Annotated in this window: 12 protein-coding genes; 8 read left to right on the forward strand and 4 right to left on the reverse strand. The window is 57.0% G+C overall.

The window, feature by feature from the left end:
- Positions 1–309 precede the first annotated feature (309 nt).
- From dnaE to AC2FJE_RS17345, 3 genes are all read left to right on the forward strand, one after another.
- Entirely contained in the window at positions 310–3,810 is a 3,501-nt protein-coding gene (dnaE, locus tag AC2FJE_RS17335) for a DNA polymerase III subunit alpha (protein ID WP_496761229.1), read from the forward strand.
- Positions 3,811–3,895: 85 nt separating this feature from the next.
- Positions 3,896–4,114 carry a YMGG-like glycine zipper-containing protein gene (locus AC2FJE_RS17340; RefSeq protein WP_058275719.1) on the forward strand — a complete coding sequence of 73 codons (219 nt, stop codon included), beginning with the start codon at positions 3,896–3,898 and terminating at the stop codon, positions 4,112–4,114.
- A 5-nt stretch (positions 4,115–4,119) separates the two neighbouring features.
- On the forward strand, positions 4,120–4,488 hold the full coding sequence (locus tag AC2FJE_RS17345) for a hypothetical protein (RefSeq protein ID WP_496757500.1): 369 nt from the start codon (positions 4,120–4,122) through the stop codon (positions 4,486–4,488).
- A 21-nt stretch (positions 4,489–4,509) separates the two neighbouring features.
- On the opposite strand, the gene AC2FJE_RS17350 is transcribed toward AC2FJE_RS17345, so the two are convergent.
- On the reverse strand, positions 4,510–5,199 hold the full coding sequence (locus tag AC2FJE_RS17350; RefSeq protein ID WP_496757503.1) for an imm11 family protein: 690 nt from the start codon (positions 5,197–5,199) through the stop codon (positions 4,510–4,512).
- Between the two features lie 11 nt (positions 5,200–5,210).
- Positions 5,211–5,405 carry a SlyX family protein gene (locus AC2FJE_RS17355; RefSeq protein WP_058275721.1) on the reverse strand — a complete coding sequence of 65 codons (195 nt, stop codon included), beginning with the start codon at positions 5,403–5,405 and terminating at the stop codon, positions 5,211–5,213.
- Positions 5,406–5,536: 131 nt separating this feature from the next.
- On the opposite strand from AC2FJE_RS17355, the gene hisS reads away from it, so the two are divergent.
- From hisS to hisG, 3 genes are read left to right on the forward strand one after another with little or no spacing between them, the layout of a single operon-like run.
- Entirely contained in the window at positions 5,537–7,024 is a 1,488-nt protein-coding gene (gene hisS / locus AC2FJE_RS17360; RefSeq protein ID WP_496757505.1) for a histidine--tRNA ligase, read from the forward strand.
- Positions 7,025–7,027: 3 nt separating this feature from the next.
- Positions 7,028–8,116: an ATP phosphoribosyltransferase regulatory subunit gene (locus AC2FJE_RS17365; RefSeq protein ID WP_496757509.1), complete on the forward strand. Its 1,089-nt coding sequence runs from the start codon at positions 7,028–7,030 to the stop codon at positions 8,114–8,116.
- Positions 8,113–8,802, forward strand: a complete 690-nt coding sequence (gene hisG, locus AC2FJE_RS17370; protein ID WP_058276022.1) for an ATP phosphoribosyltransferase — start codon at positions 8,113–8,115, stop codon at positions 8,800–8,802. The genes AC2FJE_RS17365 and hisG overlap by 4 nt, the downstream gene beginning before the upstream one ends.
- Here the strand turns inward: hisG and AC2FJE_RS17375 are convergent, their stop codons facing one another.
- Positions 8,803–9,234, reverse strand: coding sequence for a DUF1489 family protein (locus AC2FJE_RS17375; RefSeq protein WP_282168994.1), 432 nt, complete (start codon positions 9,232–9,234; stop codon positions 8,803–8,805).
- A gap of 128 nt (positions 9,235–9,362) precedes the next feature.
- Here AC2FJE_RS17375 and AC2FJE_RS17380 point away from each other — a divergent pair, with 128 nt between their 5' ends.
- Positions 9,363–11,645, forward strand: a complete 2,283-nt coding sequence (locus AC2FJE_RS17380; RefSeq protein WP_282168993.1) for an adenosylcobalamin-dependent ribonucleoside-diphosphate reductase — start codon at positions 9,363–9,365, stop codon at positions 11,643–11,645.
- 323 nt (positions 11,646–11,968) lie between these two features.
- The gene (locus tag AC2FJE_RS17385; protein ID WP_209509890.1) at positions 11,969–12,247 is read left to right on the forward strand and encodes a hypothetical protein; all 279 of its coding nucleotides are present in this window, start codon (positions 11,969–11,971) and stop codon (positions 12,245–12,247) included.
- 560 nt (positions 12,248–12,807) lie between these two features.
- Here the strand turns inward: AC2FJE_RS17385 and AC2FJE_RS17390 are convergent.
- Positions 12,808–13,134 carry a hypothetical protein gene (locus AC2FJE_RS17390; RefSeq protein WP_496725562.1) on the reverse strand — a complete coding sequence of 109 codons (327 nt, stop codon included), beginning with the start codon at positions 13,132–13,134 and terminating at the stop codon, positions 12,808–12,810.
- Between the last annotated feature and the right edge of the window lie 538 nt (positions 13,135–13,672).

The raw sequence follows: 13,672 nt of genomic DNA on the forward strand, positions 1-13,672 counted from the left end.
GCGTGCCCCCCTTCGATGCGACGTAGAAAGAGTAGCGGGCGGATAGCTTGCCATCTGATGTTAGAAACAGCGCAGGTTGTCTGGCAAGAAAAACTACCTATGTGATACACCATTGAGCACTGACGCTGCGTGATTGTTATCTTCGTTTAGAGATCACCTGATTGAAACTAAAGCGTTTTTTGTCTTTGGCTACTGTCGGGCTCCGAAGCACCTTCTGGAAAAGCCGAATAATCGAAGCCCATCTTTTTGGCAATCCAAAGCCAAGGTTCCTGCTTTTGCCGAGCGCGCGGCTGGGATAGCGTGGCAGTCATGAGCAGTACTCCTCGATTCATTCACCTCCGTGTTCACACCGAATATTCCCTGCTGGAAGGCGCCGTGCGGCTGAAAAAGCTGCCCGGTCTGTGTGGCAAGATGGATATGCCCGCCGTCGCTGTGACGGATACTAACAGCATGTTCTCGGCTTTGGAGTTTTCGGTCACCGCCAGCGGGGCCGGAGTGCAGCCGATCATGGGGTGTCAGGTTGACCTGACCTATATGCAGGCGCAACCGGGCGAAAAGCCCAAAACACCCGCGCCGGTGGTTTTGCTTGCCCAGTCCGAGGTCGGGTATGAGAACCTGATGAAGCTCAGTTCGTGTCTTTACGTCGACAAGGGTGGGCAGTTGCCGCAGGTGACTCTGGAAGAACTTGCGGAACGATCTGAAGGGTTGATCTGCTTGTCCGGTGGGCCGGATGGACCGGTTGGGATGTTGTTGCAACAGGGTCAACGCCCCGCGGCTGAAGCCTTGGTGGACCGATTGTCAGCGATGTTCGCCGATCGCCTCTATATCGAACTCCAACGTCATCCGGGTGAGGGCGGTCAACCCGAGGCCGAACGTCTGACCGAGCGTGGCCATGTGGAAATGGCCTATGCCAAGAACCTTCCACTGGTCGCCACCAATGACGTCTATTTCCCGACCACAGATATGTACGAAGCGCACGATGCGCTGATCTGTATCTCGGAGGGGGCCTATGTCGATCAGCAAGAAGGCCGCCGCCGCCTGACCGCGCAGCACTATTTCAAGTCGCAGCAGGAGATGGCGACCTTGTTCGCCGACTTGCCCGAGGCCATTGAGAAAACGGTCGAGATTGCCAAGCGCTGTGCGTTCATGGCCTATCGCCGCGATCCGATCCTGCCGAAATTCGCTGATGACGAAGTTGCCGAACTGCGCCGTATTGCGAATGATGGTTTGCAAAAACGTCTGGCAGTGATCCCGCACGCAGTAACGCCAGAGGAATATCAGGAACGCTTGGACTTCGAACTCGATATCATCGAAGGCATGGGGTTCCCCGGCTACTTCCTGATTGTTGCCGATTTTATTCAGTGGTCCAAGGATCAGGACATCCCGGTGGGGCCAGGTCGTGGCTCGGGCGCGGGATCTCTGGTGGCCTATGCGCTAACGATTACTGACCTTGATCCGCTGCGCTATTCGCTGCTTTTCGAACGGTTCCTGAACCCGGAACGGGTTTCGATGCCGGATTTCGATATCGACTTCTGCATGGATCGCCGAGAAGAGGTGATCCGCTACGTGCAGCAGAAATACGGCCGCGACAAGGTGGGGCAGATCATCACCTTTGGTGCGTTGCTGTCGAAAGCTGCCGTGCGCGACATTGGGCGCGTTCTGCAGATGCCATACGGGCAGGTCGACCGCCTGTCCAAAATGATCCCGGTGGAAGGCGTCAAACCTGTCTCCATCGAGAAGGCGCTGAAAGACGAACCTCGTCTGCGCGAAGAGGCGCGCAACGAAGAGGTTGTGGACCGCCTGCTGACTTACGGGCAGCAGGTAGAGGGGTTGCTGCGAAACGCGTCGACCCACGCGGCGGGAGTGGTTATCGGAGACCGTCCGCTGGATGCGCTGGTGCCGCTGTATCAGGACCCGCGATCCGACATGCCGGCCACTCAGTTCAACATGAAATGGGTGGAACAGGCCGGGCTGGTTAAGTTCGACTTTCTTGGTCTGAAGACGCTGACGGTGATCCAGAACGCGATGGATCTGATCTTCAAATCTGATCGCCCGTTGCATGTCGCTGCTGATGGTACGGAGCTTTACGAACCCGCTGAAGGGGCGGAAAACCAGATCAACGCCATCCCGCTGGATGATGAGGCAACGTACAAACTTTATTCGGCGGCCAAGACGGTGGCGGTGTTCCAGGTGGAATCCTCGGGCATGATGGACGCGCTCAAGCGCATGAAGCCCGACTGTATCGAAGATATCATTGCCCTCGTCGCGCTCTACCGTCCTGGTCCCATGGAGAACATCCCCAAGTTCTGCGAGGTCAAAAACAAGCTGAGCGAGCGGGACACTCTGCACCCGTCCATCGATCATATTCTGGACGAGACACAAGGTATCATCGTTTACCAGGAACAGGTGATGCAGATCGCCCAGGAAATGGCGGGCTACAGCCTTGGCGGTGCGGATTTGCTGCGCCGCGCGATGGGTAAGAAAATCCAGGAGGCGATGGACGCAGAGCGGCCCAAGTTCCTCAAGGGTGCTGCTGAGAACGATGTGGATGAGGCCAAGGCGACCGAGGTTTGGAACCTGCTGGATAAATTCGCCAACTACGGGTTCAACAAATCCCACGCTGCTGCCTATGCGGTTGTCAGCTATCAGACAGGCTGGCTGAAGGCGAACCACCCGGTCGAGTTCATGGCCGGTGTCATGAACTGCGATATCCACCTGACCGACAAGCTGGCCGTATACTTCGAAGAGGTCCGTAAGGGGCTGGAACTGCCTTATGTACCGCCTTGCGTGAACCGGTCGCTGTCGACATTCGACGTGGTGGACGGGCATCTGGTCTATGCGCTGGGCGCGCTAAAGAATGTGGGTGTCGAAGCGATGAACCTTGTGGTCGCGGGTCGCGAAGGCAAGCCGTTCGTGAACCTGTTCGACTTTGCCCGCAAGGTTGATCTGAAGAGGGTGGGCAAGCGCCCGCTAGAGATGATGGCGCGGGCAGGGGCCTTCGATCAGCTAGACAAGAACCGCCGTCGCGTGTTTGAAAGCCTCGATCCGCTGGTGCAGTATTCGGCGGCGATCCATGACCAAAAGAACTCGAACCAGGTGTCGCTGTTTGGCGAGGCGGGCGATGACCTGCCCGAACCGCGCTTGTCGCCTTCGCCTGATTGGCTACCGGCGGAACGTCTGAGCGAAGAATTCAAAGCCATCGGTTTTTACCTGTCGGGCCATCCGCTGGACGACTATATGCCCGCACTGAAGCGAAAGCAGGTTCTGACGCTGGATGAGGTGACCGAAAAAGCACGCTCTGGCCCCTTTATCGCCAAAATGGCTGGTGTTGTTGCCGGACGGCAAGAGCGTAAATCCGCGCGTGGAAACCGGTTCGCCTTTGCGCAATTGTCGGATCCGACGGGCGCTTACGAGGTCACTCTGTTTTCAGAAACGCTCGAAAAGTCACGCGAGTATCTGGAAACCGGAGCGCAGGTGGTGCTGACCGCCGAAGCGACGATGGAAGCCGACCAGCTCAAGCTGCTGGGGCGCTCGGTCGGCCCTGCGGATTCCGTGGTGGCAGAAGCCGGGGCGACGGGGCTGCGTATTTTTGTTGACGAAGCGCAAGCGGTGCCAACCGTAGCAAAAGTTCTTGAGGATGCCGCAACTGCCACCAAAGGCGCGGCGCGCGGGCCGATCCAATTGTTGTTGCTCGACCCAAGTCTGCCGGGTGATGTCGAAATGGATCTGGGCGTTGAGTTTCCGATCAACCCGCAGATCAAAGGCGCGATAAAATCGCTGGAAGGTATTCTGTCCGTCGAAGAGATCTGACCTCTCTTTGTTGCCAGACAGTTAGCACCCCGCTAGGCTGACCCAACAGAGATGTCTTTGGGTCATGCCGCAGGAGGGTGTTGATATGACAATTGCAGGTCTCAATTTCAGAAGAGTTTTGTTCGGGGCGGCGGCATCGCTGGCCTTGGTTGCAGCCTCGGTCGCGTCGGCGGACGACAAGAAGAAAAAGAAGACCCTTGAGGGCGCGCTGATCGGCGCAGGTGTTGGAGCGATTGTCGGTGACGGAAAAGGCGCAGCGATTGGTGGCGTGGCCGGAGCCATTATTGGACATAACTGGAAGTGATTGTGATGCGTTATTTTAAACTCAAAATGTCCGCTTGCGCCGCAATCCTGGCGGCTCCGTGTGTGGCTGCGGCCGATGAGGCGGCTGAGCAGATGGTACAGGATGCATTGCCCGTCATGCATTATACGTGCGCCTCGATTGCAGAAGAAGCGGATGGTGATGAAGAATTTGTTGTGACTGTTGTCGCAAAGATGACTGCCCTGTCTCTCCACAATCGCCAGATCAGTATCGAAGAACATGCGGCCACAGATGAGGAAAAGGCCCAGTTGCGTGAAGCATTCATAGCGGCGCTGTCGGAAGGTTGCGCCTCGGATAAGGATGCCCTTTTGGGCGGCGTGGTCGACAACGCGGTGAAAACGTCGCTGGGTTTGTGACCCACGTTCGTTTTAGGCACGCTAGAGCGTGCGCACCGCACAACGAACCAGAGCCCAACCTTTTTCCATCCCGGCGGCCTTGAGGCCAGCGACAAGGCGGTCGGACAGGAACAGTAGTGAAGGCACTTTGGGGTCCAGCCATATGTCTGGGCCACTTACCGCTTCAGGAGTAACGACCAACTGGTCTTCTTTCCCGCTTACCGGAAGATACGCTATCCCGCCTCCTCGGCAGTTTAGATGTGCGCGACTATCACCTTCAGGACCAAGTGCCTCGTAGTTGCCCATCGCGCGCTTGTTGCCGACATTCAGCAGAAAATACGGCTCGGGTGTTGAATGGCGCGTTTCAGCTGAATCCATCAAGGTCAAGGCGTGAAAGACGGTCTCCCCAAGATCATACTGTTCCAGAACAGCTTTGGCGGATTCGGAAACCAAAGGATATCCACCCCCGGAAATAAACGGCGGCACTTCATATTCTGGATGTGTATTGTAGTACCAGATATCGCCAACCTGTTCTTTGGTCAGGATCTTCCCATGCTTCCAGCCCAGAGACGATTCCTGAACCATCCTCTTGGACCATTCAACCTGTTCTGGCGAGTGCTTCGCACGCCATGTATCGCCAAACTCCTTACGGCCTGCAGCTTGTATTGCGTTGATGTTGTTTACTGTCGTGGAAATCCAGACGCAGAGGTCACCGTTCACATCATTCGCCATCAGCCAAGCACTCAATAGTGCGGCGGGCGTTCGTCGCCCAAAACGATCCCGCCCGAGCCTTCCTGCGCCCGTTCGCCTTCGCGGCGCATCAGCATTTCGACACGGCGTGTCAAACGATCAATCTCGTCCTGTTGGCGGGTGACGACCGAGTTGAGGTCTTCGACCGTACGGGCAAGATGGGCGATCTGCTCTTCCAGATGCTGCATGGGGGACTCCTGTGTCTTAGGCCGGTCATAGCGACCCGGACAGCGCATGGCCAGCGAAAGCGCGCCTTGCCCCGATGCAGGCCATGGGATAGACCGCGCGCGGAACAAGGCAACTCCCAAGGACGTCCCACATGGCCAAGCCCAAGAAACAGCCCCGCCCCAAGGCCGTAACGCCAAAAGGGTTCCGTGACTATTTCGGCCAGGAAGTCACGCAGCGCACCGAGATGCTGCGGGCTATTGCGGACGTCTATCATCAGTACGGGTTTGACGCCCTGGAAAGCAGCGCGGTTGAAACCGTCGAGGCGCTGGGCAAATTCCTTCCGGATGTAGATCGCCCGAACGAGGGTGTGTTCGCGTGGCAGGAAGTCGACGAGAATGACAAGGGCGACTGGATGGCCCTGCGCTATGACCTAACCGCGCCTTTGGCCCGGGTTTACGCGCAGCACCGCAACGATCTGCCGACGCCTTATCGTCGTTATGCGATGGGACCAGTCTGGCGGAACGAAAAGCCGGGGCCGGGGCGCTATCGCCAGTTTTATCAATGCGATGCGGATACGGTGGGCACGGCCTCGATGGCCGCTGACGCCGAGATTTGCGCGATGCTGTCGGACACGCTTGAGACCGTCGGCATTCCGCGCGGCGACTATTTGGTGCGGGTCAACAACCGCAAAGTTCTGAACGGCGTGCTTGAGGCGATGGGGCTTGGCGAAGACGTCGCTGCCCGCGACAACGTTCTGCGCACCATCGACAAGTTCGACAAAGTTGGCGAGCAGGGCGTGCGAGAGCTGCTGACCAAAGGCCGTCTGGACGCCTCTGGCGCGTTTATCGACGGTGTTGGTCTTAGCGAGGATCAGGCTGAGCCGGTGATCGCGTTTCTGACCTCCAAGGCCGCGGAAACCGCCGGAACATTGGCCAACTTGCGCGCCGCCGTAGGCGACAGCAAGATCGGCGTGGACGGGATCGCCGAGTTGGAACAGATCGGCACCTTGTTGGATGCGGGCGGGTACGGCGCGGACCGGATCGAGATTGACCCTTCGGTCGTGCGCGGTCTGGGTTACTATACCGGGCCGGTTTATGAGGCCGAGCTGACCTTTGAGATTTTCGATGAGAAAGGCCGCAAGCGGCAATTCGGATCGGTTTCGGGTGGTGGTCGCTATGACGATCTGGTCAAACGCTTCACCGGGCAGGAAGTTCCGGCGACCGGCGTCTCCATCGGTGTCGACCGTCTGCTCGCTGCCCTGCGCGAAAAAGGCAGGATAGCCGCGCAGGCTACGGGCCCTGTAGTCGTGACCGTTATGGATCGCGAACGGATGGCCGATTATCAGGCGATGGTGGCAGAACTGCGCAACGCAGGTATCCGGGCAGAGGTTTATCTGGGTAATCCCAAGAACTTCGGCAATCAGCTGAAATATGCGGATAAACGGAACTCTCCGATTGCAGTGATCGAGGGCGGTGACGAGAAAGCCAATGGGATCGTGCAGATCAAGGACTTGATCCTTGGCGCGAAGATCGCCGAAAGCGCCACGCTCGAGGAATGGAAAGAACGCCCCAGCCAGTTCGAAGTGTCACGTGGTGATCTGGTCGCCAAAGTGCGCGAAATTCTGGACAGTCAGGACTGACCGATGCCCAATCGTTCCCAGATACAGGCCCGCGCCGCGATGATGCGTGTCCGGTTTGAAGCCGCCGGGGCGCAGGTTGTGGATACGCCCCTGCTGCAACCGGCTGAAACGTTGCTGGACCTTTATGGCGAAGACATCCGCGCGCGTGCTTATGTGACTTCGGATGCGTTGCGAGGTGAGCAGATGCTGCGCCCCGATTTCACCCTTCCGGTCGTGCAGATGCACATGACCGAAGGGGCTGAACCCGCACGCTATACTTATTCTGGTGAAGTTTTTCGTCGGCAAGAGCATGACCCGGATCGGTCCAACGAGTATATTCAGGTCGGTTATGAAGTTTTTGACCGCAATGATCCCGCCGGGGCCGATGCCGAAGTGTTTTCTCTGTTTGCCCTGCAATTGCGGGGGCTGCCCCTGCGCGCGGCAACTGGTGACATCGGCATCCTTACGGCGGCTGTTCAGGGGCTGCGCACCACGGATCGGCGCAAGGCCGCGCTGATGCGCCACCTGTGGCGTCCACGTCGGTTCCGCGTCCTGCTCGATCGGTTCGCCGGGCGAAAGCCCGAGCCGGAACACCGCACAATGCTTTTGGAGGCCGCAGATCCGATGGGGTTTGACGTTCCTATGATCGGCAAACGCCGCGCTGCTGAGATCGAGGCGCGCATCGACGCGTTGCGCGAAGATCGCGACACGCCACCGATTTCTGACAACGAGCTTGCAGGCCTGGAATCTCTGCTGACCGTTCGGGAAACCATGCCCTTTGCTTTGGAGCAGTTGCGGGATGTGGCCGTTGACCTGCCTCAGATCACCCCGGCGCTGGACAGGCTTGAGGCAAGAATTGCCGCCCTGCATGCGCGTGGTGTTGACGTGAGTAGGTTGGATTTCGAGGCTGCCTATGGGCGTACGTCGATGGAGTATTACGACGGGTTTGTCTTTGGGTTTTATGCCGAAAGTCGCCCCGATTTGCCTCCGATTGCCACCGGCGGGCGTTACGATGCGCTGACGCGACAACTGGGCAACGGGGCAGAAATTCCAGCTGTTGGCGGCGTGTTGCGTCCCGACCTGATGCTCGAAGTCGAGGAGGCCGCGCAATGACCCTGAAACTGGGTGTGCCCTCGAAGGGCCGATTGATGGAGAAGACCTTTTCGTGGTTCGAAAAGCGCGGCATCACATTGTCGCGCAGCGGATCAGACCGGGAATATGCCGGTAAGGTTGAAGGGATCGACGGAGTCTCGCTGATCCTGCTGTCTGCCGGGGAAATCCCCCGCGAACTAGCAGCTGGCCGCATTCATATGGGTGTCACGGGAACCGATCTGGTGCACGAAAAATTGCCACGGTGGGAACAGCAGATTGAAGAAGTCTCCGAGTTGGGCTTTGGCAAAGCCGACTTGATTATCGCGACACCAGCCTGCTGGGTCGATGTCGAAACTCTGGACGATCTAGATGCTGCCGCGGCAGCGTTTCGCAAAACCCACGGGCACCGGTTGCGGATTGCGACCAAATACCACCGATTGGTGCGCGAGTTTCTGACGGACGCTGGGGTTGCAGATTACACTCTGGTGGACAGCCAGGGCGCAACCGAAGGCACTGTGATGAACGAAACCGCCGAGGCGATTGCCGATATCACCTCGACAGGTGAGACATTGCGCGCAAACCACCTAAAAATCCTGTCGGACGGCCTGATCCTGCAATCACAGGCCACGCTGTGGCGTAGTCGGGTTGCCAGCTATGGTGTGGGTGAAAAAGAGGTTCTTTCCGAATTGCTTGACCGGCTGAGCTGATTACAGCACGCCGATGTCCGCCAACGCGCGATTCAGATCGTCGGGCAGGGAATCATCCTCGGCCCGTCCTTTGGGAAGATCGGCAGGCGTATCTTCGGATTTAAGGTATCGCCACCCTTGGAACGGGCGTTTCAAGGCATTCTGTGTGCGGTGCACCTCAGGGTCCAGCACGATGGCGCAGCGGCGTATACCGTCCTCGCCGCGCACTTCGTCCAGCCGCAGGATCTTCTGGCGGCACTGTACGACACCCTTGATCACCCAATAGATTGATCCGCCGTTCAGAATCTCGGCCTCGCGCTTGGGCCACATGCGGGTGACGTGGCGCGGCAAGCCGTCTTCATAAAGCGGTTTGCGGCTATCCTGCCATTCCATCAGCGTGTCGACGCTTTCCGATCCGACGGAGAGTTTTATGAGGTTTATGTACTTATCCACAGCTTTCCCACAGAGTCGTCCCAAGACCGTCTATACATTGTAGCTCAAGAAAGCCTGTCATCAAGGTGTTGTGGTTAAGGTGTGATCTGGGATAATCTGGATACCTCTTTCAGAACAGGGAATCACCAATGAGCCGCTTTGCCGCCCCCATCGCCGAGCAGATCTGGGACATGAAATATCGTTTCAAACAGGCCGATGGCACTCCCATTGACCAAACGGTTGAGGACAGCTGGCGGCGTATCGCTCGCGATCTTGCGCAGGTCGAAAAAGACCCGGCGCATTGGGAGCAGAAGTTCTTCGAAGCGCTGGAAGATTTCAAATACCTGCCTGCTGGCCGTATCACCGCTGGCGCAGGCACTGCGCGACGTGTGACGCTGTTTAACTGCTTTGTCATGGGCACGGTGCCGGACAGCATGGGCGGTATCTTCGATATGCTGAAAGAGGCCGCGCTGACCATGCAGCAGGGTGGGGGGATCGGCTATGATTTCTCGACCATTCGCCCGCGCGGAGCGGATGTGCATGGGGTCGCGGCGGATGCATCCGGGCCTCTGAGCTTTATGGATGTATGGGACGCGATGTGCCGCACCATCATGTCCGCAGGTTCGCGCCGGGGTGCGATGATGGCGACCATGCGCTGTGACCACCCGGATATCGAACAGTTCATCACGGCTAAGTCTGACCCTGCACGCCTGCGCATGTTCAACATGTCTGTGCTGGTCACCGATCCCTTTATGGAAGCTGTCAAAGCCGATGGCCCGTGGGAGCTGGTGTTCGACGACAAGGTTTACCACACAGTTCAAGCGCGTGATCTGTGGAACAAGATCATGCAGGCCACCTATGACTATGCCGAACCGGGTGTGATTTTCATCGACCGGATCAACAAAGCCAACAACCTCAGCTATGCCGAAACCATCGCGGCGACAAACCCGTGTGGCGAGCAGCCTTTGCCGCCTTATGGCGCGTGCCTGCTGGGTTCGATCAACCTTGCCCGTCTTGTGGCAGAGCCGTTCGAAGATGCGGCCCATCTGAATGAGGCTGCCCTGCAAGAGCTGGTCGCGACAGCCGTCCGCATGATGGACAACGTTGTCGACGCGTCGAAGTTCCCGCTGCCGGAACAGGCCGCCGAGGCGCAGGCCAAGCGCCGTATCGGGCTGGGCGTGACCGGACTGGCGGATGCTCTGCTGATGCTGGGTCTGCGCTATGGATCGGACGAGGGCGCGCGTCAGACCGAGCTCTGGTTGAAAGCGATAGCGCGCGCTGCGTATCTGGCGTCGGTCGACTTGGCGAAGGAAAAAGGGGCGTTCCCCCTATTCGACGCCGAGAAATACTTGGAAAGCGGCACGATGCAGCAGATGGATGATGACGTGCGCGATGCAATTCGCGAACACGGTATTCGCAACGCTTTGCTGACTTCGATCGCGCCGACGGGGACAATTTCTCTCTATGCAGGGAATGTGTCGTCAGGGATCGAGCCGGTCTTTGCCTATGCCTACACGCGGAAGGTCCTGCAAAAGGATGGCTCGCGCACTGAAGAAGAGGTCGTGGACTACGCGGTGCAGATGTGGCGCGACAAATTCGGCGACAAAGAGCTGCCAGACTATTTCGTCAACGCACAGACGCTGTCCCCGTCCGATCACGTCAAGATGCAGGCCGCGGCGCAGAAATGGATCGACAGCTCGATCTCGAAGACGATCAACTGCCCCGAGGACATCAGCTTTGACGCTTTCAAAGATGTCTACATGCAGGCCTGGGATCAGGGGTGCAAAGGGTGCACGACCTATCGTCCGAACGATGTGACGGGGTCCGTCCTGACCGTGTCGGAAAGCGAAGACAAAGCGCCGGGTGAAAGTGCAAGCGCACCGCATGAAATTGACGGTGGCGACGTGATCTACATGTCGGAGCCGCTGGATCGCCCACAATCTCTGGAAGGGTCGACCTATAAGTTGAAGTGGCCCGACAGCGAACACGCGATCTACTTGACGATCAATGATATTGTCATTGGTGGCCGTCGTCGTCCGTTCGAAGTGTTCATCAACTCGAAGAACATGGAGCATTACGCCTGGACGCTGGCGCTGACCCGCATGATCTCGGCCGTATTCCGCCGGGGTGGGGATGTGTCTTTTGTGGTGGAAGAACTAAAAGCGGTATTCGACCCGCGCGGTGGCGCATGGGTTCAGGGCAAGTATATCCCGTCGATCCTGGCCGCAATTGGTGGTGTGATCGAACAGCACATGATCAATATTGGCTTTCTTGAGGGCGAGGGCATGGCGCTCAAATCCGACCCCCAGGCTCAGGTCGTCAACATGGACGCGCCACGCGGCAAAGCCTGCCCATCCTGCGGCCAGTACGACATGGTGATGATCGAGGGTTGCATGACCTGCCGCAGCTGCGGTCATTCAAAATGTGGCTGATGTCGTGAAATTCAGCGCCGGTGTGTGGGTGGGCATAAATAGCCCATAGGCTTGATTTTTGCGCCCATTTGAACGGGCTTTAATGCCCACAGATTATTAAGGATTTGAAACAAAATAAGAAAGATTCCTGTAGAGATTCGAGATTGTTCTGCGTTGTGCGACCATCGATAGCATTCGTGCTATTGACCAAGACCAGAAAAACTCAAGACTGTGGCCATGGAACCAAACCGTCTCATACGCTTCACACGCAAAAGCTGACCAGAATGTTGTACTTGCCCAGCAAAAACGCTCGGGCAGTTCCATGGCAATCGGATACCGAATTGATGAAAAACAAATCGCCTATCGAGGAGTCCCCTCAATACTCCGAATTGAACGCTCGATTTTCCCGTTTTCTGCTGGACTTCCGAAAGGAAAAACTCGCGCAGCAACTTGCCGGAAACGACAAAAACCGTGACGAAATCACTCGCGGAGACTTTCAATCATTCAAAGCGCGGATGACTGAGGGTTTAGAACTAACCGATTACGATTTAGATCGTATTCACCGCCGAGTATTGTCGGTACTTCTCCGCCCCGAAGCGGGCTCGGTGCTACAAGACGAATGAGACCGGAAGGCGTGAAACTGGCGCGTAGACCGATCCGTTTTGACGATGAGTCAGTCCTGAATCTCACTTGAACATCTACGGTCACTTCACTGCGCACTCTCCAGTGACACAACAAACACGTTGTTCCAAGCTACTCCCGTTTTTATCTTCAATGCGCAGCATCGGCGGGTCGCAGCCCGAAGCGGACAATCATCGTAGGGCTTTGCAAACCCCGAAATGCAGGACAAAATGGCCCTAGGCTCAATGATTGCTGCCGACCGCTCGTAGCCCAAAGTAGACCTTCAATTCCAAGCATAGTGACTTCCGAGATGCGGACAAGGCTGCCAGCCGAAGTCGACATCCTGTTGGGCTGCTTTCTACGCTCAACAGCCGCTCGTTTTGACTGAGCGTCTCGCATGTACAACATCACCCCTGAACCAGAAGCGGAAGTTGACATTCGACACGGCGAACCGTTTTAGAACCTGAAGCGGGTGAGTATTCCGAAACCGCCTTCTGTACGGGCCCCGGTTTCAAGAAAACCCTTAGTAGGGCCAAAACGAGAGTTGTTGAGCTCGGACTGGTCAACATCCGGGAAACAACCAACGCTCTGCCTCAGAAAGGTCCCCTGGGCAGCCCTTTATATCCTTTGAGTTCCAGAAGTCTCCAACGCTGCCATCTTTGTTAAAATTGCATTGGAATGTTAATTCGCTGCCCATGACTGAACCGTTGACTGGGATCGAGCCGTCGACACGCGCCGTTTGCAGCTCGACTCGAACATCTTCTATTGGCATTCCCAGGCGCCCGGACGCGATCCGCTCGCAGTTGTTCATCAGCTCGACTGGGTCGTTGGCAGCGATTGCTGACGTGGTCAACGTGGTCGCGACCACCGAAATCAAAACAAATCTCATTTAGTTTCTCCCTGACTATGGTTGTGTCAATTTGACAGATCCAAATTGATGAATAATGCACCGATGGTCTCTGGTCCATCAGGTCTAATATTTCTGGTGCTCGTGGGCGATTTCCCAATGCACTTTGTCTGCTGATGTGCCTTTGATCCGGGCCGCCACAAACGTCTGGCCTTGATCGAAATAGGCGGTTGTCGAGCCAGCAAGCAATGGGATTTTGCTTGCGCCGCGAATGACGGCAAGGTCGGCAAAGTAGCCGAACGCATTGGCCTTTGGTAAAGGGTACTTTGGGCTCAGTGTGGTCGTACCGGGCTCTGTAGTTCAACGACCGCTCCGAACAGCCCAATGTCCGCTCATTGATCCAAACCTCTGTAATCGTTGAATTTTCTGCGTTCCGGGAACGGCTGCCTTCGGTGCGCAGTCCAAGCTTGCTCCGCTGCGCCGCCGCAAGACCGCTTCGAGCCCAAAGCAGAAACGCCATGCGATTAAGCAGAAGAACCTGCTAGCACCAAAAATCAGTGGTCAACAATCTTACTCAATT

It is taken from the genome of Ruegeria sp. CDSC002 (assembly GCF_059610905.1).